The organism is Dyadobacter psychrophilus (assembly GCF_900167945.1).
Taxonomy (GTDB): domain Bacteria; phylum Bacteroidota; class Bacteroidia; order Cytophagales; family Spirosomataceae; genus Dyadobacter; species Dyadobacter psychrophilus.
This window is the reverse complement of the sequence record NZ_FUZA01000001.1, coordinates 1,425,094-1,452,074: the sequence shown is the minus strand read 5'-3', so window position 1 is coordinate 1,452,074 and position 26,981 is coordinate 1,425,094. Positions and strand designations below refer to the sequence as shown.

The following is a 26,981-nucleotide window of genomic DNA, read 5'->3' as shown; positions in this document are numbered from 1 at the left end:
TATTTTAATTAAAAACCCGCCGCAGCTTCACATTTTCCACCGGCCTGATAATCAACGGCACTTTCTCGATTTTAACAGAACTGCTATCCAGGCCGAACCATTTATCCTCAGCCGTCGTAAAGTCTTTCACAAAGAAATAAGTCTTCATAACGAGCTGCTCGAACAGAGGAAGATCGTTTTCAAAGGACAGGAAGCGTTCCAGCACGACGAAACGGAAATCACCTGTAATGTTCTGTCTGCTAAGCGACTCGTAGCGGCTGGTAATGTCCACTTCTTTGTTCATTACCATATCTTCCACCACTTTCCGGAAGAACATGTTGATCCGCTGATCCACGCGGAATCCAAGCCGGAAATTGATCTTGATTACATTATCGTTGTTATCATCGTCGGACAGCACTTTGTACTCCATTGTGTATGGATCATCCGTAATATCAACGTGGATAAACCAGTAAACGTCAGCGCGTTTGGGTCTTTTCTGGAATATAGAATAGATGACTTTCGTTTCAATTTCCGTTGCCCGCGAAGCATTGGTCATGAACACGAGGTGCGTGGTGTATTTTGGAATACTAATGTCGCGGCTGAGCTCGTGCAGTGCGGGTAAGTATTTTTCCAGCTTGGTATACTCGGTCAAACGCAGCTTAATGTAGAATGCCTTGAGCCAGACGGTCATCAATCCGGCAACGATTGTTCCGACCAGAATTGTGAACCACCCTCCATGCGTGAATTTGAGGAGGTTAGCGCCCAGGAACATGCCTTCAATGCATAAGTAAAAGAGCATAAAAACGATCACAACCCACAGATTAACCCGTTTGATATACAAATAATAGGAGAACAGTATGGTGGTCATGATCATGGTCAGCGTGATAGCCAGACCGTAGGCCGCCTCCATATTGGATGATTTGCCAAAATACAAAACCACCCCGCAGCAGCCCAACCACAACAGCCAGTTGATACTAGGCACGTATAACTGCCCTTTTTGATCACTTGGATAAATTAACCGCACCTTTGGCCAGAAATTCAAGCGGATTGCTTCGGAAATCAATGTAAATGAGCCGGTTATAACGGCCTGGCTAGCAATAATTGCAGCTAATGTTGCGACTACAACACCCGGGAGCAGCCACCATTCCGGCATGATTTCATAAAATGGTTTGCGCGCTTCCAGGAGGTTACCCATTTCAGAAATGAGCCACGCGCCCTGGCCGAAATAGTTGAGTAACAAGCATATTTTCACAAAAATCCAACTCACCCGAATGTTCTCACGACCACAATGCCCAAGGTCAGAATACAAGGCTTCGGCTCCCGTTGTACAAAGGAAAACAGCACCCAGGATCCAGAAACCGCCGGGATGTTTGGTGATCAGGTCGTACCCATAAACCGGGTTAAGGGCTTTCAATATTTCGGGATGTTCCAAGATCTGGTAAAGCCCCAAAACACCCAGCATCACAAACCAGGTGATCATTATCGGCCCAAATGCGCGCCCGACAACCTTGGTTCCAAATGCTTGAATGACGAATATCAGTGTCAGAATGCCGATGACGATGGGGACAGTCTGAATGTTGGGATAAATGAGTTGTAAACCTTCAACGGCGGAGGAAACGGAAATAGGAGGGGTGATAATCCCATCGGCGAGCAACGTACTACCGCCTATGACTGCCGGGACAGTGAGCCATTTGGCATGTTTTCGGACGAGTGCATAAAGTGCAAAAATCCCGCCTTCCCCTTTATTATCCGCTCGGAGGATCAGGATTACATATTTGACGGTTGTCTGTAAAGTAAGCGTCCAGAAAATGCAGGAGATAGCGCCGTAAATGATCTCTTCCGTGATGATCTCATCGAGAATGATCGCCTGCATTACGTACAGCGGAGAAGTGCCTATATCTCCATAAATAATCCCGAACGCAACCAGGACACCCGCTGCCGTAACCTTATCTAATTTATGCTTTGATTCCATTCACTTTAGGTCGAAAAACGGCGAAAGTTAGGAAACCGCATGCAAAATGATACTTCCCGCAATGAAATTAATTTTCAATCGGACACTTCTTGCGGAACGTATGCGCTGGTTATTGCGTTTTGAGGCCCGGACAATGGTGTCGGGCTGAGGCGACTTTGTTAAACTAAGTTAAATTTTACACCTTAGGAAAAGGTTTTCCACAGCAAAAAGAGGTTCAAACTGATGATAACCGAGGTGATAACCCAGGCCAGAACGGTCAAAATTTTCGAGTTTGCAAAGCGTCCCATGATCTTGCTGTTGGATGTAAAGAACACCAGCGGCACCACGGCAAAGCTTAACTGCAAAGACAAAATCACCTGACTGAAAACCAGCAGATCAGCCGTTCCTTTCTCTCCATACAAATAGGAAACAATCAATGCAGGAATGATGGCGATGCCTCGTGTTATAAGGCGGCGCAGCCACGGTTTCAGACGAATATTTAAAAAACCTTCCATTACGATCTGCCCCGCCAATGTGCCTGTTAATGTGGAACTCTGCCCGGAAGCAAGAAGGGCAAGCGCGAAGAAAATTCCCGCCAGACTTACGCCTAAAACAGGGTCAAGGAGGTGATATGCGTCGGTAATGTCCGCAATTTCAAAGTGTCCGTTCGCATGAAAAGCCGTTGCGGCAAGGATCAAAATGGATGCGTTGATGAAAAAAGCAAGCGCGAGCGAAACCGTGGAATCTATCGTAGCGAAGCGTATGGCTGATTTTTTGCCTTCCTCGTCCCGGTTAAATGCCCGTGTTTGCACAATGCTGGAATGCAGGTAAAGGTTATGCGGCATCACCGTCGCGCCCAAAATGCCGATAGCAATGTATAGCATTCCCGCATCCGTTACGATTTGTGTTTTTGGGATCAAACCATCCACAATTCCGGCCATCGAAGGCTGTGAAACGATCATTTCGTAAATAAAGCTGAGCAAAATAATGCCCATCAAGCCGGCAACAATGCTTTCAATAATGCGAAAACCTTTTTGCTGAAAATAGAGGACAATTAGGACATCAAAAGCCGTAAAAAGCACGCCCAGTGGCAATGGAAGGCCAAAAAGGAGATTTAACGCAATGGCTGAGCCAATCACTTCTGCCAGATCCGTTGCTGCTATGGCGATTTCCGAAAGGACCCAGAGAACGAAAGAAACAGGTCGGGAGTAATAATCGCGGCAGGCTTGTGCCAGATCGCGGCCGGATGCAATGCCTAATTTAAGCGAAAGATGCTGCAAGAGCATCGCAAAAAGATTGGAAATCAGGATTACGGAAAGTAATGTATAACCGAATCGTGAGCCGCCTTCAATGTCCGTAGCCCAGTTGCCCGGGTCTATATAACCCACGGCGACCATCAATCCTGGTCCCGTAAATGCCATCAGTTTCTTCCAGAATCCTGCACCTTCCGGAACGGCTATTGAGGAGTGCACTTCCGATAATGAAGCGAGCCTTCCGCCTTCTCCGGGAGTGGTGTTATGCGAGGGTTCCTGAATTTTCAAACTATCAATCATTTTTTAAAGCAGTTGTAATAAACAATTTAGTTTACTAAAAACAAAGATAAAAGATTTTACAAATATATTTTTAGGTTAGTCTAAATTTTTTATTTTCCGATTAGTAAGTCGTACTTTTGTTCATATAAAGATTAATGCCCTGGTGCCGACTTCGATGCAAAACTCCTTCACAGAAGAAAACTATTTAAAGATCATTCACTCACTTTCCGGCCGCGAGGGCGTTGAAGTAAGTACGAATGCGCTGGCGGAAAGCACATCCACCCGCGCTGCTTCCGTGACTGATATGTTACGAAAACTCGCAGAGAAGGGATTAATTCATTACAAAAAATATCAGGGCGTAAGACTTACCGACAGCGGTGAAAAGGTGGCGATCAAGGTGATTCGCAAGCATCGGCTTTGGGAAGTATTTTTGGTTGAAAAACTGGGCTTTGGCTGGGACGAGGTGCACGACATTGCGGAAGAATTGGAACACATCCCATCTGAGATCCTGGTCGAAAAGCTGGACACATTCCTCGGTCACCCCCGGTTTGACCCGCACGGAGATCCGATCCCGGATGCGAAAGGCAATCTTACGGAACCGGATTACACCATTCTGACAGACATTCAGGTGGGTGAGAAAGTGTTGATGATGGGTGTTCTGGACCACGCGCCGTCCTTTTTACAACATCTGGACCGGTCGGGCATTACTTTGGGTGCAGTGATAGAAGTGAAGGAGATTAATGAATATGATAAATCGGCTTCTGTACAAATAAACGGCGGTCAGACGTTGTTTATCAGTCTCGAGGTGTCCAAAAATTTACTGGTTCAGCGCCGATGAGACTTTCCCAGCCATGAGATTGAAAATACTGGATCGTTATCTGATCAAAAATTTCCTGATAACCTATGTTTTCGTTGCATTCGTAATCGTGCTCATCATTTGCATGATCGATTACACGGAAAAGGTGGATGATTTTCTGGACAAAAAAGCGCCGCTCAATGAGATCATCATTGATTATTATTTCAACCTCATTCCCTACTGGATCAATTACATCAGTCCGCTGATGGTGTTTATTGCCACCGTTTTCTTCACTTCCCGGATCGCGGCGCGTACAGAAATCATCGCCATGCTCAGCAGCGGGATCAGCTTCGGGCGTATGCTTTTGCCATACATGATCGGAGCGACTGTTTTGGGTTTCCTTACATTCATTCAGGTGGGATGGATCTTGCCGAAAGCGAATAAAGTCCGCAACAGTTTCGAAAAGACTTATGTAAAGCAGGAATTCTATTTTAGCGGGCATAATGTGCATATTACCATTGCCCCGGATGTGTATGCATATCTGGAAAGCTATAATACAATGACCAAAACGGGCAATAAATTCACGATGGAAACGATCAAGGGCAATGTGCTTTTGCAGAAATTCTATGCGGATAAAATTGTCTGGCAGCCCAAAAAGGGCAAATGGACTTTGCAGAATTACCAGGTTCGCACATTGGATAGTCTGGGGGAAAAGCTTCGCGCCGGTGCAGAAATAGACACGACGATCAATTTATCGCCCAAGGATTTTGAAAGTGATTATAACCTTTTTGAAACATTCACCTTACCCGAGCTGAATGCTTACATTGATCTTTTGAAAAGTCGGGGCGCTGACGGTCTGGAAGTTTATCTGATTGAAAAATACATTCGGTTTACCCAACCTTTTGCCATCCTGATCCTGACTGCGATTGGCGTCATTGTATCCGCCAGAAAGAGCCGCCGTGGCGTCGGCTGGCAAATTGCGCTCGGTTTTATGCTGGCATTTATTTACATCTTATTTTTCCTTTTATCGAAAGGCGTGGCCGAGGCAGGCACGATCAATACATTGTTTGCAGTTTGGCTGCCAAACATTGTTTTTTCGTGCATAGGGCTGATTTTGTATAAAACATTGCCCCGATAACCATGTTCTCACCTACGGCGCTGCGTTCCTATCTGCATCTTCATTTTCTGGTTTTGATCTGGGGTTTTACCGCCATAGTTGGCCTTATGGTTACTATTTCGCCGGTTGCGCTGGTTTTTTACAGGACATTGTTTGCGGCAATCGGGTTAGGCGCCATTATATTTTTTAAGAAAAAGCAATTCAAAGCAGATAGTAGGGACATCATCCGGATGCTGGCCGTCGGCTTCATTCTATCGGCGCACTGGATGTTGTTCTTTGCATCGGCACGCGTTTCCACGGCGTCGGTTTGTCTGGCAGGAATGGCCACCACATCATTGTGGACTAGCTTAATAGAACCATTGGTGAACAAAAGAAGCGTCCGTCCGCTCGAAGTTGGATTAGGCATTTTAGCGTTTGCGGGTTTATATGTTGTATTCAAATTCGAGTTCGACCATGCTTTGGGCTTAATGCTGGCGCTCGCGTCCGCATTACTCGCTGCCATGTTTACCGTGGCCAACAGCAGGTTTGTACAGCGCATTGACGCTTATGTCATTACTTGTTACGAAATGATCGGCGCAACGGTTTTCTCGCTGTTTTTTTTGGGCATATTCGAATGGCAGGGATGGTCCAATGGCGAACCTTACATTCCGGTTGCCAAAGATTGGATCTGGATATTGTTCTTGGCCTTCGTATGTACGGTTTACGCCAGCACCATGGCCACGCAACTGATGAAGCAGTTTTCTGCCTATCTGATCAATCTGACCATCAATCTCGAACCGGTTTACGGAATTGCTTTGGCTTTTTTCTTTTTTGGCGAGAAAGAGCGGATGACTACCGAATTTTACATGGGCACATTACTGATATTGCTTGCCGTGCTGCTTTACCCGCTACTGATTAATACGGTTTTAGGTAAAAAAGGCACATTAACGGAGAAATAAACATTCAAACCTAAATCCCAAGACTCCACTGATAAAAAGAGCATATTAACTTATTACTGCTATTTTTGTCGACTCAACCAAAAGGTGTTCTATGAATCCAGCGCGTTTACTTCTGGTAATTCCCTGCTACAACGAAGAGGCGATATTGCATCTGACCTATTCTAAACTGAGCGTTTACTACAACTCGCTCAAACAGCAGGGCCTTATCACAGAAGACAGTCGCATTTGTTTCGTGAATGATGGAAGCCGCGACAAAACCTGGAACATTATAGAGCAACTTTGCCGGCAGGATTCCAACATTATCGGCGTAGGCTTATCCCGAAATTTTGGCCACCAGAGCGCAATTATGGCTGGTTTGGAAAAAAACATTGATAATTTCGACTGCTTCATCACCATCGATGCCGACTTACAGGACGACATGAATGCCATTGCAGCCATGGTCGAAAAGCACCGCGAGGGCGCTATGGTCGTTTACGGCGTGCGGGGTGACAGGAGTTCGGATAGTTGGTTTAAGCGTGTTACTGCCGAGAGTTTTTATGTATTAATGCAAAAAATGGGTGTCCCGGTTGTCTTCAACCACGCCGATTTTCGGTTGATGGACCGTCGGGTTTTGCAAGAGCTGGGCAACTTCAAGGAAATTAATATGTTTCTGCGCGGCATTGTGCCATTAGTCGGTTTCAGGAACGATAAGGTTTTTTACAACCGCCTGGAACGTGAAGCCGGAGAAACCAAATATCCGTTGAGCAAAATGCTGCTTTTCGCGTGGAATGGCATTACTTCGTTTTCCACATTCCCGATGCGTCTGGTGCTGTATTTCGGCGTATTCAATTTTTTGGTCGCGATGATCATCGTGGCTTACATTCTTTTCTCCTATCTGGTCGGTTACACCGTTCCCGGCTGGACTTCAACCATGTTGCCGCTCACGTTTTTTAGTGGTTCAAACATGATGGCGCTGGGGTTGATCGGAGAATATATTGGCAAGATTTACGAAGAAGTAAAAGGCCGTCCCCGTTACATTATTGAAAAAACTTTAAATGAATAGATTTTATCGAAAATATCGGATCGTAGGCAATTGGATCAACATTTTACTGATGGTCACAGTCCTGGCTCCGTTGTTCGCGCTCTCTTATTTTAATCACCCTTCGCCGGCCGACGATTATTGTTATATCGATACGGTGTTCAAATTCGGCTGGCTTGAAGCCATGAATTATTACTATTCCGGCTGGACGGGACGTTATTTCGGGATTTTTCTCAACCATTCCAATCCATTGCTATTCCATTCGGTCACTGGTTTTAAAATATTACCGGTTATCCTGATCTCGGGCGTCGTTTTCGCATTATATAGTCTGTTCAGGTATCTTACGCCTACATTATCGAGAATGGCGCATTTAGGGTTTGCGGGTGTTGTTTTCTTCCTTTATATGCTAAAAATCGCCAGCATGTCTGAGGCATTTTACTGGATGGCGGCTTTTGTAACTTATACCATTCCCAACATTTTTACATTGCTGTGGATCGTGCTTGTGCTGCGCTGGTATCGGCAGGACACGCAAACGGCGAAGATTTTATTAAGCACATTGGCTGGATTCATGGTTTTTGCCATTGTCGGAAGCAGCGAAACGAACTTGCTGATCATTGTTTTACTCATCGGCGCATGGTGGGTATACCGCATTCTGTTTCACAGGAAAGTGGACGGTTTTATGATCGCTATGCTGGCCGTTTGCGCGGTTTCCTGCTATTTGTATTTCAGTTCTCCTGGCAATCAGGCGCGTATCGGCGGGAATCCTTTGGGGGGAAACATTCCGTTTTCTGTGATGTCTTCATTCAAAAAACTGGCTGTTTTAAGTTTTGACTGGATTTTCCGCACACCGCTGATTTTCTTTTCTTTAGCCTGGCTGGTTGTGCTTTCCCGATTGTCTGCCGGAGCAAGAAACTATTTCTCCATTCCGGTTTGGTATGCAGTTCTGTTATTTATTGGTGTGCTTTCCGCGCAACTTTTCCCTTCTTACTATGGAGTGGGAATTGAGCCTACGCCCCGCGTGATCAACTGTGTTTATTTCTTTTTCCTGATCGGCTGGTTTTATGTGATCGGTGTAATTTTTCATTATTTCAGAAAGAGCAAGACTAATCAATTTCAGTTTTCAGTTGTGCGCTACGGGATACTCTATGCAGTTTTGATCCTGTCCATCAGTCTTTCATTTTTCCGCAGCGCCAATGTCCGCTTAATGTATTCGGACCTGATTCACGGCAAAGCAGCGGCATTTGATAAGGAAATGTATGAGCGCTATGGAATGTTGCGCGACTCGAAAGAAAGCACCGTTTATTTGCCACCCATCCATTCCAAACCGTTATCGATTTTTGTGGATGACGACATTAAGGACAATCCCGATCATTGGTGGAACAAATGCATGGCTGGATATTTCGGTAGGAAAGTTATTATCATGAAAGATTCGCAAAGTGAACAGCAGTAAAAGATTAGCCATAAATGCCGCTATGACACTGCCCGTGCTGCTTTGGGTGTTTGTCATATTATATTATTCCGTCAACCTACCCTGGTACGACGATTTCGATCCGTTTCCCGATTTTCTAAGAAAATGGATTACCGATTCGTCTTTTTCAGACAGGTTAACATTACTTTTTCAGCCCAATAACGAGCACCGCATGGTGATCGGAAAGCTGGTAACGCTTGCTTATTATTGGGTAACCGGACATTTGAATTTTACATTCCTGCACATTGCAGGCGCTTGTTTCACGCTCGGAACATTAAGGATTTTCTGGCTTTCATTTGCCAAAACCAAAATTAACTGGTGGTATTTTTTGCCGGTTCCTTTTTTGTTATTCCAATTGCAATATCACCTTGTCTTTCTATGGGCGATATGCAGTTTGCAGCACCAGCCTGTGGTGTTTTTTATCAGTCTTTCCATGTTCCTATTGTCAAGAAACCGGTTTGGATGGGCGGTTTTGGCGGCGTTTTGTGCCACGTATGCCATGAGCAACGGGATTTTTGTCTGGCCGGCGGGTGTGATGATCCTTTTACTAAGATCGAATTATAAGCAGCTTGCAATCTGGATTTTAGCGGGCGCAATCGCAGTAGGATTCTATTTTTACGGCATGTCAGCGCAGGGCAATGAATCCAGCATGGAATTCTTCGCGAAAAATCCACATTTATCCGTTTTAGGCTTCTTCGCGTTTCTGGGCGGCTTGTTCGACTTCTTTCCCGAAAAAACAATTGTTGTCCGCTCCGCATTACCGGTTTTGATGGGCTTTTTGGTTACGATCTGGGTTGTAATTTGGTTGTATAAACAACTCATTCCCTGGCTCACCCGCACATTCAACTGGCCAAAAAACATACGTAACACAAATGCTGAGACATCTATTGATAAGAAAAACCAGGATATGTTCTTATTGGGTATACTGACATTCTTGTTGGTTAATGCACTCATTATAGGTTTGTTAAGGCCTCGTTTTGGATTTTTTGTAATGATTGTAAGTAATTATAAAATGTATCCTGCGCTGTTTTTAACCGTTGCTTATCTTACGTTCATCAATGCCATTTCGGGGAAGCAAATCCAGGAATGGATATTTCAATTTGCTTTAACAACTAGTGTAATTATTTGGGGATTCTCCATTTACGGTTATCTGCCTGTCATTGCGGAACGGAATAAGTATCTGACAGTCAACGGCTACAATCAGGAACACAATGCGTTTGGACTCGGACATGTGCCCTTTTCCAGAAGCGCTTTTTACGTGGATAACATGATGAAGGAAATGGTGAACTTGGATGTATATAAATATCCGGATACACCCGAAATACTCGCAAATGAAATTGGCAAGATACAAAATCCTGTGTCAGCCGACGAAGGCATAACGGTATCTGTGCGCGATAGTATTTTGTACATTAATGATCCGCAAAGCCGTATGTCGCTGAACCGCAATAATGGTCAGTATGCCTTTGTCAGGGACGGTAAACAGCTTTATTTCTTCAAAATGACCCCTCACAATTACACGGGACGAAACATTTTTAAGCAATACGATAAGGGTTCAGACACAGAAATTCCGATGACTTCCCTGAGGCCGGGATTGTATGATTTGGGCATCATTAACATCGAAAACGGAAAGTCAGAAGGCGGTATTCTTAGAAAAATTACAATCCCATAAATAATTTGGGCACTTGATAATGCGCTGAAAGGTGTATTTTTGCCGCCATAGCAAATAGCCAAACAGAAGAATGTCTCAAATCCCTCAGATATCCATTGTTGCCCCGCTTTATAATGAGTCAGAGTCGTTTCCGATGCTTATTCAGCGAATCAATGCATTGATGGATTCCAGTCCGCTTGCCATTGAAGTCGTGCTGATCGACGACGGAAGCAGAGATGACACATCGCTCAAAATCAGGCAGCTGGCGTTAACAGACGAGCGTTATCATGGTGTTTTTCTTTCCAGAAATCACGGCCACCAACTCGCATTAACAGCCGGAATTGCCGCAGCAAGAGGAAGTGAGGCACTTTTCGTGATCGACGGCGATTTGCAGGACCCACCCGAATTGCTTCCCGATTTTTATAAATTATTATTGGAAGGAAATGATGTTGTTTACGCTGTTCGCAAGAAGCGTAAGGAAGGTTTTGTGAAGAAAACAGGCTATCATTTGTTCTATCGCATTCTTCGCTCCATTTCTTATGTTGAAATTCCGCTGGACAGCGGCGATTTTGCATTGATCAGCCGACGGGTTGTGGATGTTTTGAATAAAATGCCCGAGGAAAGCCGTTATTTGAGAGGAATGCGTTCCTGGATCGGTTTCAAACAAGTCGGTTTTGAGTACGAAAGAGATGCACGGGCCGCGGGAGAATCCAAATATTCTTTCAAACAACTGTTTCAGCTGGCTTATAACGGGATCTTCAATTTCAGCGAATTTCCGATCAAATTCATGAGCCGCGTGGGCATTGTCGCGATCCTGATATCGTTGGTCTATTTTGTTACCGTGGTAATCAAAAAAATGTTTTTTGCACACGTTATTGAGGGTTTTACTTCCTTGCTATTCGTAATTATTTTGTTCAGCGGCGTACAGTTACTGGCGCTGGGCATCATCGGGGAATACGTTCTCCGCATATTTTTTCAGTCCAAAAATCGCCCTTTGTTCATTATTAAGGAAGAAATAGTCAACCGAGAGTACATTTGAACTGATGCTGTTTACCGATATACAATTCATTATTTTCTTTATTGTCGTCACGCTGGCTTATTTCAGCCTGTCGTGGCGTGGGCGCTGGATGCTTTTGCTCGCAGCCAGTTGCTACTTTTACATGGTTTTCAAGCCGATCTTTATCCTGATCCTGTTTGGAACCATCGTAATCGACTATTACGCAGGAATTTGGATTGAACAATCAAATGATCAAAAGCGAAAAAAGCTGCTGCTGATCATTAGTTTAATTTCCAACATTGGTATTCTCGCATTCTTCAAGTACTACGACTTTTTGCAGGATTCCATCAATAGCGTGCTGGCGAGTTTCGATTTACGTCCGGCCGTTCCTGCATTAACCAGGCTCATTCCCAGTCGCATAGCAGAATGGATGACGACGGGAGAAGGCAAAATTCTGCTTCCGATCGGCTTGTCGTTTCACACATTTCAGGCAATGAGTTATACTATTGAAGTCTATCGCGGCAATCAAATTGCCGAGCGAAATTTTGGTATTTATGCATTGTATGTCATGTTTTACCCGCAGCTGGTCGCAGGTCCGATCGAGCGTCCGCAGAACATGCTTTTTCAGTTTCATTCGTATTTTAAGTATGATTTTGAGCTCGTAAAGTCAGGTTTAATGCAAATGGCCTTCGGGTTTTTCAAGAAAATGGTCATTGCAGATCGTCTTTCCGTCTTTGTAGATTATGCCTATGATCCGGCCTCAGACCATAATGGACTCACATTGCTGACTGCCACAGCCTTTTATTCATTCCAGATTTACTGTGACTTCTCCGGCTATTCGGACATTGCTATTGGCGCTGCGCGGGTGATGGGTTTCACATTAATGGACAATTTCCGGTCACCTTACGAAGCCAGATCCATTCCTGAATTCTGGGGAAGATGGCACATTTCGCTTTCGACCTGGTTCAGGGATTATTTATATATTCCGCTCGGAGGCAACCGGAAAGGAGAGTTTATGAAATACCGCAATCAAATGATCGTGTTTATGGTCAGCGGGTTATGGCATGGAACGAGTTGGAGTTTTGTGATCTGGGGTGCCCTGCACGGATTTTACCAGATTATGGCCTCGTTGCGGGATAAGTATATGAAAAAGGCGAACATTAAAATGCCTGATAATTTCTTTTTTCGGATCGTTAATATTCTGATAACCTTTGCATTGGTAACATTGGCCTGGATATTTTTCCGCAATTCGTTGAGCCGCTCGATGGTGATCTTTGAGAAAATAGGAAACCTGTCGTTATCGGATAAAATTTTAAGCCCATTCAATCATCTTGAAATGTGGTTCTGTGTTTTCCTGATTGGTTTTTTGCTCTGGAAAGAACATTACTTTGAAAAAATACCAACCACAAATACCGTGGTGTTTTTCATATTATTCCCCCTCATTGCTTTCCTGACCTACTTTTTGGGCGTCATCACTGAAAATCAATTCATTTATTTTCAGTTTTAAAAGGATAAACATTTGCGCTTAAATATTTGTTACCAGAAATGGGAGGAATGATCAACGTCCTTTTAATTAAAGTTTTGATAAAATGTACGAAGTAACAGCTGATAATAAGTTAAGAAGCCTCATAGTGGTTGGAGATCGTGTTTTGATCCGCCCTAAAAGTCCGAGTGACCGCACAAACAGCGGTCTGTATTTACCTCCAACCGTGACGGAAAAGGAGCAGGTGCAGAGTGGTTACGTGATCAAAGTGGGGCCGGGTTATCCGATTCCCGTTGCAGCAGAAGACGAGCCCTGGAAAGAAACAGAGGAAAAAGTGAAATATATGCCTTTGCAGTCCAAGGAAGGTGATCTGGCAATCTATTTGCAGCGTAACGCCATTGATTTGGAATATGATGGACAGAAATATGTGATTGTCCCGCAAGCGTCCATTTTAATGTTGGAACGTTCGGAGGATCTGTACGATTGATAGCCTGGATAAAATAGCCTGGATTTAAATCCGGGCTAACCGTTATCTTTGGCCATGACAAATCCGGAAAATATTACAATAAATCTCGCTGGCCTGGGCATAACTGAGCTGAACGAAATGCAGCAGGAGGCCAATGAGGCCATTCAGCAAAATAGTGAGGTTGTGTTGCTGGCACCTACTGGATCGGGTAAAACGCTTGCTTTTTTACTTCCGGTTCTGTCCATTTTGAAGCCGGAAACCGATCATGTGCAATGCATGATCATTGTGCCAACGCGAGAGCTCGCACTTCAAATCGAGCAGGTTTGGAAAAAATTATCGACCGGATTTAAAGTAACGTGCTGCTATGGCGGTCACGATATGCAGACCGAAATTCGGAGTCTTGTTGAGGCCCCCGCATTGATCGTAGGAACACCTGGCCGCATTCTTGATCACATTCGCAGAAATTCGTTTTCGGGACGACACATTTCCACGCTTGTTCTGGATGAGTTTGACAAATCTCTGGAATTGGGTTTCCAGGAAGAGATGTCGGAGATCATCCGCAATTTGAGAAATGTAAAAAAGAAAGTTCTGGTTTCTGCTACGACTACTAAAATCCCTTCATTTACCAGTATTAAGGCTCCTGTTACGGTTGATTTTGTAACAAATAGAAATAAAAGTGCCGGGCTAACACTGGTTCAGGTTTTGGCTGAAAAGGACAAAATGACTACGTTGGTCAAACTATTAACATTCCTGGGTGCTGAGTCTACATTAATTTTCTGTAACCAAAGAGATTCCGTCGAACGCATTAGTGCGGTGCTGAAAGAAGAAGGAATCGATTGCGCATTTTTCCATGGTAAGCTGGAACAAGAGGAACGCGAACGCACATTAATCCGCTTCCGTAATGGCTCCGTGCTGTTTCTGGCAGCAACAGACCTGGCAGCACGCGGCCTCGACATTCCGGATATGAAACACGTAATCCACTTCGAATTGCCGATGAAAGGCGACGAATTCACGCACAGGAACGGCCGCACTGCCCGGATGCTGGCTGAGGGAACGGCGTATATTTTGATGGACAAGGAAGAGAAATTGCCCGAATATATCACTGGTAAGCCAAAAATCCTGGATCTTCCCGCAAAATTGGCCGCGCCACCGGTTTCGGATTGGGTAACGATCTATATTAGCGGAGGGAAGAAAAGCAAGCTCAATAAAATGGACATAGTGGGCTTTCTTTTGCAAAAAGGCAAACTGGAAAAACAAGATCTTGGCCTGATCGAAGTGAAGGATAACATATCCTTTGCGGCTGTAAAGCGTAGCAAAGCAAAGGCAATGTTGCAATTAATTGCTACAGAAAAGATGAAAGGAAAGAAGTATAAAATAGAAGTCGCCAGATAGAAACTGTTTTTTATGAGAAAAACAATAATCCTGGCCGCATTGATCCTCCTTTGCGGCCTCTCTTTCGCCCAGCAACGAAGCGTTTCCATCACCATTGACGATGTTCCTAATGTCCATCTGGCTACGGCGCACGGTTCGTCCGGCCTGCTTCAAAAGCTGGATTCGCTGAAATTGCCCATTGCCATCTTTATTAATGAGGCCAATTTGAAGCAAACGCCTGCTGCCGAAAACAATAAAGCACTGCTCAAATCCTGGGTTCTGCGCGACTATGTTACCGTAGGCAATCACAGCTTTTCGCATCCCAATTACGCAGAGGTTGGTTTTGACGCATTTAAAGAAGAAGTCATCAAAGGTGAAGTTTTGACCAAAGAGCTGATCGAAGGCTCAGGCAAATCGCTGGATTACTTCCGGTTTCCGTTCAACAGCATGGGCAGGGACAGCATTGATGTCGACAGGATGCAGGCCTTTTTAAAGGAGAAAAAATACATTAACACGCCTTACACGGTCGAAAGTGAAGATTGGCTTTACGCGCAATTGTACGACAAAGCGTTAAAAGACGGTAACGCAGCCAAGGCGAAGCTTATCGGAACGCAGTATGTGGAAACGAGTGTAAAGATCTTTGCCTTTTTCGATAGTCTGTCCGTAGCGACCTTCGGCAGGCCCGTTAAGCAAATTTATCTCTGCCACGACAGCCAGCTGAACACGGATTATTTACCGCAACTGGTTCAGAAGCTGAAAGATCAGCATTACAACTTTATAAGTTTGAGAGACGCCATGGCCGATCCGGTTTACAAATCCAAAGAATATTACAAAGGACCGTTTGGCTATTCGTGGTTTTATCGCTGGATTGAAGACCCGGCAAAACGACGTGCAATGATGCGTGCGGAGCCTTCAAACGAGGTTATTCACAAGGCTTACGAAGAGATGAATGCTAAAAAGTGAGCGGAAAGGGCATAAAAAAAGCATGCAGTTCAGCATGCTTTCGAAATGTCTTATTATGACTAAACTTAGATAACGCGAACGTTAACTGCATTTAGACCTTTTTTTCCATTTTCTACGTCGTAAGACACTTTGTCATTCTCACGGATGTCGTCTTGAAGACCTGAAACGTGAACGAAAATGTCCTTCTCACCAGTTGATGGTTGGATGAAACCAAATCCTTTGGAATCATTGAAAAACTTTACTGTACCTTCTGCCATTAGTATTGATCTTATATTTTTAAAAACCAAATGTATACAGAAAATATATATAAACAAGATTAAAATTAAAAAACGCTTAGAATTATTCTAGTTTATTCGCTCACCTTTGTTACATGGCATTGATAGAAACGGCAAGCACCATATCCCCTTATTGGCTTCCAAACGGACATTTTCAGAGCATTTACCCTGCTTTGTTCAGGAAGGTCCGTGGTGTTGATTATCAACGGGAAAGAATTGTGACACCCGATGAGGACTTTCTGGATTTAGATTGGTCTTACGCAAATAACCCGGAATCTAGGAAGTTGGTTATCCTTTCTCATGGACTCGAAGGCAACAGCACGCGTCAATATATATTAGGCATGGTCAGGCTGTTAAACCAGCATGGATTTGATTGTCTGGCTTGGAATTTCCGCGGCTGCGGCGGTGAGATGAACAAAACCGCACGCTTTTACCACAGCGGAGCAACGGAAGATCTTGATATCGTAATTCAAAATGCATTAAGCAGGCATTACGAAAGTATTCATTTGCTCGGTTTCAGCCTGGGCGGAAATCTGACGCTGAAATATCTGGGAGAATCGGGTGGCAATCTCAATTCTAAGATCCGCAATGCATTGGTTTTTAGTGTTCCTATGGATCTCCGTGCATGCAGCCTATCCATAATACAGCCTGAGAACAAAGTATATATGCACCGGTTTTTGAATACATTGAAACCGAAAGTAAATGCCAAGGCAGCGTTCTTTCCTGACCGGATCAATATCCATGATCAAAAACATGTGCGCACGCTTTACGATTTTGACCACATTTTCACGGCCCCCCTGCACGGGTTTAATGGTGCCGATCATTATTACGAGCAATGCAGTTCCAAATTCTTCATTCACGACATTGCCGTTCCTACCCTGATTATCAATGCCAAAAATGATCCGATTGTGCCTTATGAAAGCCTTCCGTTGGAAGAATTGAAAGCCCATGCGAAAGTCTGCCTGGTAGCAACGCCCGACGGTGGACATTGCGGGTTTAGGCCCACCATTGTGAAAAACGGCGCTTATTGGTCCGAGGAGCGTGCTTTGGAGTTTCTTTCATCATAAAACTGATTCAGATATTATTTTGTTAGTGTGATATGTTTCAGATTCGTAATTTTGCGGCTGTTAACACCAATTCTATTTAACCGATTAATATTCAGTTATTTCCCGTTTCATGTCCACATTAACACTTAATCCATCACCGTACATTATCATTGATTTTGACAGCACTTTTACCAAAGTGGAAGGGCTTGACGAATTAGCAGCGATCGCCTTAAATGGCCATCCAGAACGTGATCAGGTTGTTCAGAAAATAGCTGATCTGACAAATAAGGGCATGAACGGCGAAATGTCGTTTGCCGACGGGCTTCGTCAGCGGATAGCACTGTTGAAGGCAAACCGTTCCCATATCCAGGAGCTGGTTTCTTTTTTGCGGACTAAGATTTCTGATTCATTTCAACGCAACAGGCAGTTTCTGACTGAAAATGCAGATCAGATATTCATCGTTTCGAGCGGTTTTAAGGAGTTTATTGTGCCCGTTGCAACGGAATTAGGTATTCATGCGGATCACGTTTATGCCAATGAATTTCTATTCGATGAAGACGGGAACATTACGGGGGTGGACGAGGAAAATGTGCTTTCGACGGATGGTGGTAAGATCAAGTTGCTTTCTTCCCTGAATCTGACAGGCGACGTTTTTGCGATCGGTGATGGTTATACAGACTATGAATTAAAAGCATCGGGTCTGGCAAGTCGTTTTTATGCGTTTACAGAAAACGTTGAGCGTCCGCGGGTTATGGCGGTTGCGGACCACATTGCGACATCTTTCGATGATTTTTTATATGATAATAAAATGAGCAGGAGCCAGTCTTATCCAAAAAGCCGGATTAAGGTGCTTTTGCTTGAAAACGTGCATCCGGCAGCGCTTCGCGCTTTCGAAGAGCAAGGTTTCAATGTTGAGTTTGTCAAAGGCGCATTAGATGAAGATGAGCTTTGCGAGCGTATTAAGGACGTTTCCATCATTGGAATCCGCTCCAAAACCAACATTACCAAGCGCGTTCTGGATAATGCGAACCGCTTGATGGCGATCGGTGCATTTTGCATCGGAACCAATCAAATTGATCTGGAAGAGGCTGCGAAAAAGGGAATTGCTGTTTTCAATGCACCATATAGCAACACCCGTTCTGTTGTGGAATTGGCTGTGGGTGAAATGATTATGCTTATCCGCAACATTGTAGGAAAAAGCAATCAGTTACACCAGGGAATTTGGGATAAATCAGCAAACGGAAGTTTCGAAGTTCGCGGGAAGAAATTGGGAATGGTGGGTTACGGAAGCATAGGAACCCAGCTTTCTGTTGTTGCCGAGGCGCTCGGAATGGAAGTTTACTTTTATGATTCTGTTGAGAAATTGTCTCTTGGCAATGCAAGGAAAGTGAACACATTGGAAGAGCTTTTAGCTATTTCTGATGTGATCAGTATGCACGTGGACGGTCGCAAGGAAAATACCAACCTGATCGGCAAACGCGAATTCGATCTGATGAAAGACGGCGTTATTTTTCTGAACTTGTCACGCGGTCACGTTGTGGACATCCAGGCACTTGCGGATGCGGTGCGAAGCGGAAAAGTGGCAGGAGCAGGCGTGGACGTGTTTCCCAAAGAGCCAAAAACGAACGACGAAATTTTCGAAAGCGAGCTGAGAGGCTTGCCTAATGTGATCCTGACGCCGCATATTGGCGGAAGCACTGAGGAAGCGCAGGAAAACATTGGTCATTTTGTGCCTTCCAAATTATTGGAATTCATGAATAACGGAAGTTCTTATGGAAGCGTGAACTTCCCTGAAGTTCAGTTGCCAAAGCTGAAAGATTCGCACAGGTTATTACACATTCATGCAAACGTTCCGGGGATTCTGGCGAAGCTGAACCATATTTTTGGTAAAAACAATATTAACATTACAGGTCAGTATTTGAAAACCAATGAGCATATTGGTTACGTGATCGTAGACATTGCCAAAGATTACACCGAAGAATTTATTCAGGAAGTGAAAGACATTGAGGGCACAATCAGGTTTAGAATGTTGTATTAAGATCCGGAAAAAAACTGCTCAGCGGTTATTTCATCGCGGCAGCGCCCTTTCATTCATTCACTCATTCGAAATTCAGTCATTAAACAATGTCTCTAACATTCTTCACGCCAGGTCCCGCTCAGTTATATCCAACATTTGAGCAACATTTGCAGAGCTTCGTCAGCGGCCAGCTGGGTTCGATCTCGCATCGCAGCCAGCAGTATCGCGACTTGCACAAATTTACCGTGGATCAGCTACGCATCTTGTTGAATGTTCCTGATACACATGCCATTATGTTCCTAGGCTCTGCATCGGAAGCATGGGAGCGCATTCTGTTCAGTTGTGTTGAACTTGAAAGCTTTCATCTCGTTAACGGCTCGTTTTCGAAGAAGTTTTGCGAATATTCAACTGCATTGAATAAATATGCCCACAAGTTTGAAAAACCGATGGGCGAAGGCTTCACGGCGGACGAAATTGAAGTTCCCGAATATGCTGAGTTGATCTGCGTAACGCATAATGAAACGAGCTCAGGCGTTCAGATGCCGGTGAGCGAGATACATAAGCTAAAACAGAAAAATCCCGATAAATTGATCGCCGTCGACATGGTGTCATCTGCGCCGTATCCTGATCTCGACTACAATTTAATTGATACAGCATTCTTTTCAGTTCAAAAAGCGTTTGGGCTTCCCGCCGGACTGGGGGTTTGGATCGTGAGTGAAAAATGTCTGGAAAAGGCAAGACAGATCAAGAATCAATATTCTATCGGCGCTCACAACGATTTGCCTACACTTTGGAAAAATGCGTTGAACAATGAAACGCCAGCAACGCCTAATGTGATGGGAATCTATCTGTTAGGTAAAATTGCAGAGGACTTTAACAAAATTGGTGTTGGAGAAATCAGGAAAGCGACCGAGCAGAAGGCAGCGCTTATTTATGATTTTGTTGAGAAGACAAGCGGTTTTTCTTCATTTGTAAAGGAAGTTCAGAACCGTTCTCAAACCGTCGTGGTGGCAAATGTTGAGGCATCTTCGGCAGACATTATTAAGAAAATCAAAGAAAAAGGCATGGTGATAGGCAGCGGTTACGGAGAGTTCAAAGGCTCTCAGCTCCGCATAGCCAACTTCCCGGCAACCTCCTATGATGCAGTTGAAGAGCTGGTGCAGGAATTAGGAAACATTTAAAAATAAAGATTGCAATTCCAGTGACCATAGGGATGACGGGACGTATCAATGTCCTATCATCCCTATTTTTTGTGAAAAGAAACGACATACTCTGGAAATCAATATTGGAAGACACCTTCGAAGATTTTTTGAAGTTCTTCTTTACCGAAGCCAACGAATTATTCGATTTTTTCAAAAGATTTCGAATTTCACGATAAAGAACTCGAACAGCTTTTTCCACCTGAAGGCGATCACTACGCCAGCAAATTCGTGGACAAGCTTGTTAAAGTCTTCACAAAGGAAGGCAACGAAGAATGGATCCTCGTGCACATCGAAGTGCAAGGTTACATCGATTACTCGTTCGCCGATCGCATGTTCACCTACTATTATCGAATTTGGGACAAATACAGAAGACGTACAACGGCGCTTGCGATCCTGGCGGATGACAACAAGCATTACTATCCTAGCTGTTTTGAACAGTCATTCCTAGGCACTTCAATTAGATTTGAATTCAACACATTAAAAATCCTGGATCAGTGTGATAGAAAGCTAGCCGAAAGCGACAATGTGTTCGCACATGTTATCATGACGGTAAAAATTGCGCTTAAAAGCAAAAAGGTCAAACAACAAGATTTGTTTGACCTGAAGATTCAGCTAGCCAAACGATTGTTATCACAAGACATTCCGAAATGGAAAATTGGAAAGCTCATGGATTTTTTGAAATTTTATGTGGTCTTGAATGATCCTTATTTAAGAGAATCTTTCAGTGAAGAAATTAACAATTTAACACTTAAAACATACACGGCTATGGGAATGGATGAAGCGGTACTTTACATTACCAGGGAGGAAGCAAAGGAAGAGAGAAGTGCAATTCTCATTAAAAATCTGTTAAAAGACGGGCGTTTTGGTCTGGAGGAAATTGCAAAATTAGCTGAGGTTCCTGTCGCTTTTGCTCAGGAAGTAAAGGACAGCATCGATTCTTAAATTAAAATAGGTTGAAAAAAAGCGCAGGGCCAAAGTGCACTGCGCTTTTTTCATTCCCCACGGTTGTGACCGAATTAAAACCAAAACGTTTCAAATAGTATTTTAGGAATATTTATTTAGCTTTATGCCTTGTTAGCAAAACGGACAAAGCGGTGATCAATTTTGATGCCTTCATCGGGGAAAAAACGGACCAGCAATTATGGCAGCAAATTCGTGAGGGAGATGAGCAGGCTTTTACAGTCATTTTTGAAAAATACCACCGCACACTTTACAATTACGGAAGCAAACTTTCGCCAAACTCGGCCATCGTCGAAGATGCAGTTCAGGACGTTTTTATTGATGTATGGCGACTGCGTAATAACCTTACTGAGAAAATAACTTCGGTCAAATTTTACCTTTATCGTGCTTTACGCCGACGAATCCACCTGGCGCAGGATAAATTTCCGGTTACAGAAGAAATTACTTTGTTGGACGACCAGGAAACGCCGGCGAACGGCGGAGATTCAGAAACACTTCTTATTGACGTCGAGTCAGCATCATTACGGGCCAGGCAAATTCAAAATCTGCTTGCGCAGCTTCCTGAACGGCAAGTTGAAGCACTAACATTGCGTTATTTTGATGATTTCAGTGTTGAAGAAATTGCTGGCATTATGGGCGTGAGCGAGAAATCCGTCCGTAATTTCATCTATAAGGCACTTACATCCCTTCGCCATAACCGGCAAATTCTGCTTATTTCCAGTCTCATTTTCTGCCTGTTAGGTATTTTTTAGAATTTTTTTGTAAAAAAATTAAATTTTCGAGGGGTCATTTCCTGAATTGAGCGCTCTTTCCTTATGAAAGACGAAATCTTGCATCCCGTTGATATGACGCATGACCCTTATTCTCTGACGGAATTGATCCGAAGCGATGAATTTATCGCATGGGTGATGCATCCGGACGCATTGAGCGATAAAAAGTGGCAGGTTTTCTTAGAAAATAATCCTGACAAAAAACAAACTGTTGAAGCTGCGCGTGAATATGTAATCCTCCTCGCGAAAGATACGGGCAGAGATCAGCCTACCAAAAAGCAAAGTGAGCGCATGTGGAATGCCGTCGAGAGCCATATGCACAATGCAGCGGGTGAATTTTTGGAAACAGAGGAGCCGGCAGTTCATGGCAGAGTGGTCTCAGGATGGCGCTGGATCCGGGTTGCTGCTTCTGCAGCGTTGATTTTGAGCATTGGATCTGTGAGTTATTGGTTCTATTATAAGCATGGCCTGGGACGTGTAGGGGAGGTTGCTGTTATTGAGAAAACCGCCACCACGGGCACCATTCACAGGAACAATGATACGAAGAAACCCATGACGATCCTGCTGGCAGATGGCAGTTCGGTGGTTTTGCAGCCGGGAGGCCATTTGAGCTATTCGGAAGTGGCAAATACGAAACGGAGAGAAGTTACATTGACAGGCAAGGCTTTTTTTGAAATTGTGAAAAATCGCGAAAAGCCATTTTTGGTTTACAGTTATGGTCTGGCTACCAAAGTGTTAGGCACCAGTTTTATGATCGATGCTTCCGAGACGAATAAAGATATACGTGTAGAGGTGAAAACTGGAACAGTCTCCGTTTTTTCAATCAGTAATTTGGATAAAAAGGAAATTGACGAAGAATCGGATAAACCGGAACTGACCGGCATTACACTTGGCCAGGATCAGAAAATTGCATTCTCGAAAGAAAGTGGGAAGATCATTAAGCTTGACGATCACAGTAAGGAACTGGCCGGGGATATGGATATTTTAAAACAAGGTTTTGTCTTCGATGAAACGCCGGTGCATGAAGTGTTCCGCACTTTGGAGCATGTATATAATGTGCAAATCAGCTACGATAAGGTTAAAATGGGTAACTGTACATTAAATGCAACGCTGATCGGCCAGCCATTTAAAGAAAAGCTGGAAGCGATTTGTAATGCGCTGGATGCGCAATACGAGATCAATGAGAACCTGATATCGATCGTTGGAAAAGGCTGTAAGTAGAAATCGGGTAGCCTTTTAAAGTATTTATTTAACAATTGCCGGATGTACAAAATCAAGTTTAAACTCAAAATGCCGCTGCGTATGACATAGACCTGTCCGATTTTACATAAAAAAAGACCAGCCATGTTCCAGCATGACTGATCTCAGGATTCCCCGAAGTAACTGACATTACTTTACATCCACTTTTCCAGTGAATGCAAGGGAAGATTTCGTTGAATAATCTCCTTAACCAACAAATTCATTCAAAAATATGAAAAAAGTTCGACGACTTGAAGACTTTCTCATCACACTCATGCGAATAACATTTATTCAATGCATCCTGGCAGGTCTCTTCGTAGGCATCTCATGGGCACATGACGGAAGAGCTCAATCTGCATTGAGCCAGAAAGTTACGGTTGACATTCAGAACGAGGATATCAAAAAGATCCTCGGACAGTTGGAGAAGCAAACCAATGTGAAGTTCGTTTTCAGCTCGAAACTGATCCAGTCAGACAGAAGAGCGTCCATAAGGGCTCAAAATGGTGCATTAGCAGATGTTCTGGATGCACTTTTGAAGCCGATGGAACTGAATTATAAGGCAAAAAATAATCTGATCGTAATCAAGCCGGTTAATGCGGCAGAAAAAATTTCGGAACCCGCAACGGAGCCAATCCTTTCTGAACCAGTTACTAATGCAGTTGACAAAACAATAACAGGAATAGTTAAGGAAGAATCAGGCGCAGGTTTGCCGGGCGTAAGTGTGGTGCTCAAAGGCACTCAAACCGGAACATTAACCGACGAAAAAGGGAAATATTCGATCACCGTTCCGGATGGTGAAACTACGCTGATATTCTCTTTTGTAGGTTTTTTGTCACAGGAAGTGCTGGTTGTGGGGGCGCAGAGCACATTTGACGTAACATTGAAAGTGGATGACAAATCACTGGAAGAAGTCGTTGTGGTTGGTTATGGAACGCAGAAAAAGGAATCGTTAACCGGTGCGATTGCAACAGTAACCAGCAAGGACCTGGACCGTGTGCATGGCGGCTCAACCGTGAGTTCCGGACTGGCCGGAAAAATACCAGGCGTAACATTCAGGATGCCTGACGGTCGTCCGGGAGCAAGCGCCACTGTGCAAATCAGGAACATGGGGAATCCGCTCTTTGTAATTGATGGAATCCAACAGGACGACAAGCAATTTAACAACATTTCGCCCAATGATATTGAAAGCATAACCGTCCTGAAAGACGCTTCCGCGGCAATATACGGGGTTCGTGCGGCAAACGGTGTTGTGGTTGTCACAACAAAACGAGGAAAGACTGGAACCAAGAATACGATCAATCTGGATGCTTACACCGGCTGGCAAAATTGGTCCAGGTTCCCGAATGTCGTGAATGATTCTTACCAATGGATGTTGGGAAAAGCAGAAGCGGAAATGAACCAGTATGGTAAAACTTCTATCACCCAGGCTGAGCTCGATAAGTACAAAGCAGGCACTGAAATGGGTTATAAGAGCTTTAACTGGAAAGATTTTATCGTAAAGAAGAATTCGCCGCTCACATCTGTAAACCTGAATATGACGGGTGGATCGGATAAGATTTCCTATTATATCTCAGCAACGCGCCTGAGCCAGAACTCGGTTTTGGGCCGTGAGTTTACATTTAAAAGAAACAACCTGCAAAGTAATGTTGATGCCAAAATTACGGATGGTTTGAAAGTTGGAGTACAAATCAACGGGCGCATTGAAACCAGGGACCAGCCGGGCATTCCAGGAAGTGACGATTATTGGCTGCCACGTTTCGCAATTCTGAGAAACCGGCCGTTCGAACGTCCTTATGCCAATGACAACCCATTGTATCTCAATGATATCAAGCATAATGAAACAAACTGGGCTTATAACAACAAAAAGTTGGGCGGTTACCAGACTGACATCTGGCGCGTATTGCAAACCAACATGACAGCCGAATACAAAATTCCAGGTGTTAAGGGCCTGGTTGCCAAAGGAATGTACTCCTACTACATCGGGGACCGTGTTTTAAATGGACATGAATATACTTACGAGGCTTACACTTATAATCCAACTGACGATACTTACAAAGTAACTGGCGGAAGCACGAACCCCTGGCGCGAAAGGCGCACGCAGAAGATCATGCGCAATGTTTATCAGGGGCAATTGAACTATAATAACACCTTTGGCAAAAGTACAATTGGCGCCACTTTCGTAGCGGAACGCCAGGAAGAACGCGATCAGGAACAATGGGCGCACTCGGTTCCTAAAACCAATGTGCTTCCACTCATGTACTTTGCAACGATGGATACGTACGACGACAAGGATAATCAGCTTGCGCGTATAGGCTATATCGGTAGGGTTAATTATGACTATGCGGGTAAATATTATGTAGAGTTATCCGCTCGGCGTGACGCATCGTGGAAGTTTGCGCCGGACCGCCGCGTCGGCTATTTCCCGTCTGCTTCTGTGGGTTGGAGACTAACCGAAGAGTCATTTGTAAAAAATTTGCTGGGTTCGCATAGTATTCTGGATGATTTGAAACTGCGTGCTTCCCACGGGATTCTTGGAGACGATAATATTCTTTTCAACAATGATGTGAACCGTCCTTTGGATCCTTACGCCTATTTGCCAGGTTATAATTACAATCAGGGAAATGCGATTTTGAGTGGAACGGCAGTAGTTACTTCTCGTGACAAAGGCCAGATTATCAACAACATTTCCTGGTTCAAAAGTAAAATTACCGACGTAGGCGCAGACTTTTCATTACTGGGCACAAAGCTGACGGGATCGCTCGACTATTTCTACCGGTTGCGGACAGGTTTGTTAGGTCGTAAATACGACTTGCTTGTTCCCAGTGAGTTAGGTTATAGTTTGCCGGATGAAAACGTGAATAGTGATTCACAGCGAGGATGGGAAGTTGCATTGACCTACAATGGAAAATCCGGAGACATTGGATATTCTGTGGGTGGCAATGTTTCGTTTTCCCGCACCAGGTTTGTTTCTTCTTATAAACCTGTTTTCAACAATTCCTGGGATCAATACAGAAACTCCAATGAAGGCCGTTACAGCAACATTTTCTGGGGTTATGAGGCGATCGGGCAATTTCAGTCGCAGCAGGAAATCAATGAATATCCGGTTAATATCGACGAGCAAGGCAACCGCACATTGCTGCCGGGTGATTTGATTTATAAGGATATCAACAACGACAATGTCATCAACGGCCTGGATGAGCGCCCCATTGGTTATACGACAAATGGCCAGCCAAACATTAATTTCGGGTTGAATTTTGCAGTTACCTGGAAAGGGATAAGTTTTAATGCAGACTTCTCTGGCGGCGCCATGTATTCCTGGAATCAGAACTGGGAGCAGAGATGGGCTTATCAGAATGATGGAGCCTTGAATAAAATATTTCTCGACAGATGGCATCGCCAGGATCCTTTTGACTTGAATAGTGAATGGGTTCCGGGAAAATATCCGGCGCTTCGCTATAATGACGGCGGGCATAGCAACTATAAAAGAAATTCGACTTTCTGGCTGCATAATGTGAAGTATATCCGCGCCAGGACCATTGAATTGGGTTATTCTTTGCCTAAAACACTGTTAGAAAAAGTAAAACTGCAACGCGCCAGAATCTACATCAATGGCTACAATCTGTTCTCAATTGACAACCTGAAAGAATTTGGCATCGATCCCGAAGTCGCGGATGATAATGGTCTGCAATATCCGCAGAACAAATTTGTCAACGTAGGGATCAATCTTTCAATCTAATAAACCAGT

Annotated in this window: 21 protein-coding genes; 18 read left to right on the top strand and 3 right to left on the bottom strand. The window is 44.1% G+C overall.

Annotated elements, in window-relative coordinates; all coding sequences use genetic code 11:
• Window positions 1-4: 4 nt before the first annotated feature.
• Together B5X68_RS06160 and B5X68_RS06155 are read right to left on the bottom strand one after the other, a co-directional pair.
• The gene (locus tag B5X68_RS06160) at window positions 5-1,951 is read right to left on the bottom strand and encodes a KUP/HAK/KT family potassium transporter (protein ID WP_082213724.1); all 1,947 of its coding nucleotides are present in this window, start codon (window positions 1,949-1,951) and stop codon (window positions 5-7) included.
• A 182-nt stretch (window positions 1,952-2,133) separates the two neighbouring features.
• On the bottom strand, window positions 2,134-3,483 hold the full coding sequence (locus tag B5X68_RS06155) for an Nramp family divalent metal transporter (RefSeq protein WP_082213723.1): 1,350 nt from the start codon (window positions 3,481-3,483) through the stop codon (window positions 2,134-2,136).
• 154 nt (window positions 3,484-3,637) lie between these two features.
• Here B5X68_RS06155 and B5X68_RS06150 point away from each other — a divergent pair, with 154 nt between their 5' ends.
• The 11 genes from B5X68_RS06150 to B5X68_RS06100 all read left to right on the top strand — a co-directional run bounded on the left by B5X68_RS06150 (window position 3,638) and on the right by B5X68_RS06100 (window position 15,727).
• On the top strand, window positions 3,638-4,300 hold the full coding sequence (locus B5X68_RS06150; protein ID WP_026630661.1) for a metal-dependent transcriptional regulator: 663 nt from the start codon (window positions 3,638-3,640) through the stop codon (window positions 4,298-4,300).
• A gap of 19 nt (window positions 4,301-4,319) precedes the next feature.
• The gene (locus B5X68_RS06145) at window positions 4,320-5,396 is read left to right on the top strand and encodes an LptF/LptG family permease (protein ID WP_082214033.1); all 1,077 of its coding nucleotides are present in this window, start codon (window positions 4,320-4,322) and stop codon (window positions 5,394-5,396) included.
• Window positions 5,397-5,398: 2 nt separating this feature from the next.
• Window positions 5,399-6,313, top strand: coding sequence for a DMT family transporter (locus B5X68_RS06140; RefSeq protein WP_082213722.1), 915 nt, complete (start codon window positions 5,399-5,401; stop codon window positions 6,311-6,313).
• A gap of 91 nt (window positions 6,314-6,404) precedes the next feature.
• A complete protein-coding gene (locus B5X68_RS06135) occupies window positions 6,405-7,355 on the top strand; it encodes a glycosyltransferase family 2 protein (RefSeq protein ID WP_082213721.1) in 951 nt (316 codons plus the stop codon).
• On the top strand, window positions 7,348-8,781 hold the full coding sequence (locus tag B5X68_RS06130) for a DUF6056 family protein (RefSeq protein ID WP_082213720.1): 1,434 nt from the start codon (window positions 7,348-7,350) through the stop codon (window positions 8,779-8,781). The genes B5X68_RS06135 and B5X68_RS06130 overlap by 8 nt, the downstream gene beginning before the upstream one ends.
• A 22-nt stretch (window positions 8,782-8,803) precedes the next feature.
• Complete coding sequence (locus B5X68_RS06125; RefSeq protein ID WP_082214032.1) at window positions 8,804-10,468, top strand: hypothetical protein; 1,665 nt, start codon at window positions 8,804-8,806, stop codon at window positions 10,466-10,468.
• A 70-nt stretch (window positions 10,469-10,538) separates the two neighbouring features.
• Entirely contained in the window at window positions 10,539-11,486 is a 948-nt protein-coding gene (locus B5X68_RS06120) for a glycosyltransferase family 2 protein (RefSeq protein WP_082213719.1), read from the top strand.
• Between the two features lie 4 nt (window positions 11,487-11,490).
• Window positions 11,491-12,951: an MBOAT family O-acyltransferase gene (locus B5X68_RS06115; protein ID WP_082213718.1), complete on the top strand. Its 1,461-nt coding sequence runs from the start codon at window positions 11,491-11,493 to the stop codon at window positions 12,949-12,951.
• 82 nt (window positions 12,952-13,033) lie between these two features.
• Window positions 13,034-13,414: a co-chaperone GroES gene (locus B5X68_RS06110; RefSeq protein ID WP_082213717.1), complete on the top strand. Its 381-nt coding sequence runs from the start codon at window positions 13,034-13,036 to the stop codon at window positions 13,412-13,414.
• 54 nt (window positions 13,415-13,468) lie between these two features.
• Window positions 13,469-14,785, top strand: a complete 1,317-nt coding sequence (locus B5X68_RS06105; protein WP_082213716.1) for a DEAD/DEAH box helicase — start codon at window positions 13,469-13,471, stop codon at window positions 14,783-14,785.
• A gap of 12 nt (window positions 14,786-14,797) precedes the next feature.
• Complete coding sequence (locus B5X68_RS06100) at window positions 14,798-15,727, top strand: polysaccharide deacetylase family protein (RefSeq protein ID WP_082213715.1); 930 nt, start codon at window positions 14,798-14,800, stop codon at window positions 15,725-15,727.
• A 65-nt stretch (window positions 15,728-15,792) separates the two neighbouring features.
• Here B5X68_RS06100 and B5X68_RS06095 read toward each other — a convergent pair whose 3' ends face one another.
• Window positions 15,793-15,984, bottom strand: coding sequence for a cold-shock protein (locus B5X68_RS06095; RefSeq protein ID WP_026630672.1), 192 nt, complete (start codon window positions 15,982-15,984; stop codon window positions 15,793-15,795).
• 113 nt (window positions 15,985-16,097) lie between these two features.
• Here B5X68_RS06095 and B5X68_RS06090 point away from each other — a divergent pair, with 113 nt between their 5' ends.
• From B5X68_RS06090 to B5X68_RS06060, 7 genes are all read left to right on the top strand, one after another.
• Complete coding sequence (locus tag B5X68_RS06090; RefSeq protein WP_082213714.1) at window positions 16,098-17,069, top strand: YheT family hydrolase; 972 nt, start codon at window positions 16,098-16,100, stop codon at window positions 17,067-17,069.
• Between the two features lie 109 nt (window positions 17,070-17,178).
• Complete coding sequence (serA, locus tag B5X68_RS06085; protein ID WP_082213713.1) at window positions 17,179-19,086, top strand: phosphoglycerate dehydrogenase; 1,908 nt, start codon at window positions 17,179-17,181, stop codon at window positions 19,084-19,086.
• Between the two features lie 86 nt (window positions 19,087-19,172).
• Window positions 19,173-20,246: an aminotransferase class V-fold PLP-dependent enzyme gene (locus B5X68_RS06080; protein WP_082213712.1), complete on the top strand. Its 1,074-nt coding sequence runs from the start codon at window positions 19,173-19,175 to the stop codon at window positions 20,244-20,246.
• 249 nt (window positions 20,247-20,495) lie between these two features.
• Complete coding sequence (locus B5X68_RS06075; protein ID WP_229208301.1) at window positions 20,496-21,209, top strand: RpnC/YadD family protein; 714 nt, start codon at window positions 20,496-20,498, stop codon at window positions 21,207-21,209.
• Between the two features lie 152 nt (window positions 21,210-21,361).
• Window positions 21,362-21,979, top strand: coding sequence for an RNA polymerase sigma factor (locus B5X68_RS06070; protein WP_229208300.1), 618 nt, complete (start codon window positions 21,362-21,364; stop codon window positions 21,977-21,979).
• A 63-nt stretch (window positions 21,980-22,042) separates the two neighbouring features.
• Window positions 22,043-23,218, top strand: coding sequence for a FecR family protein (locus B5X68_RS06065; RefSeq protein WP_229208299.1), 1,176 nt, complete (start codon window positions 22,043-22,045; stop codon window positions 23,216-23,218).
• Window positions 23,219-23,468: 250 nt separating this feature from the next.
• Entirely contained in the window at window positions 23,469-26,972 is a 3,504-nt protein-coding gene (locus B5X68_RS06060) for a TonB-dependent receptor (RefSeq protein ID WP_229208298.1), read from the top strand.
• Window positions 26,973-26,981 lie beyond the last annotated feature (9 nt).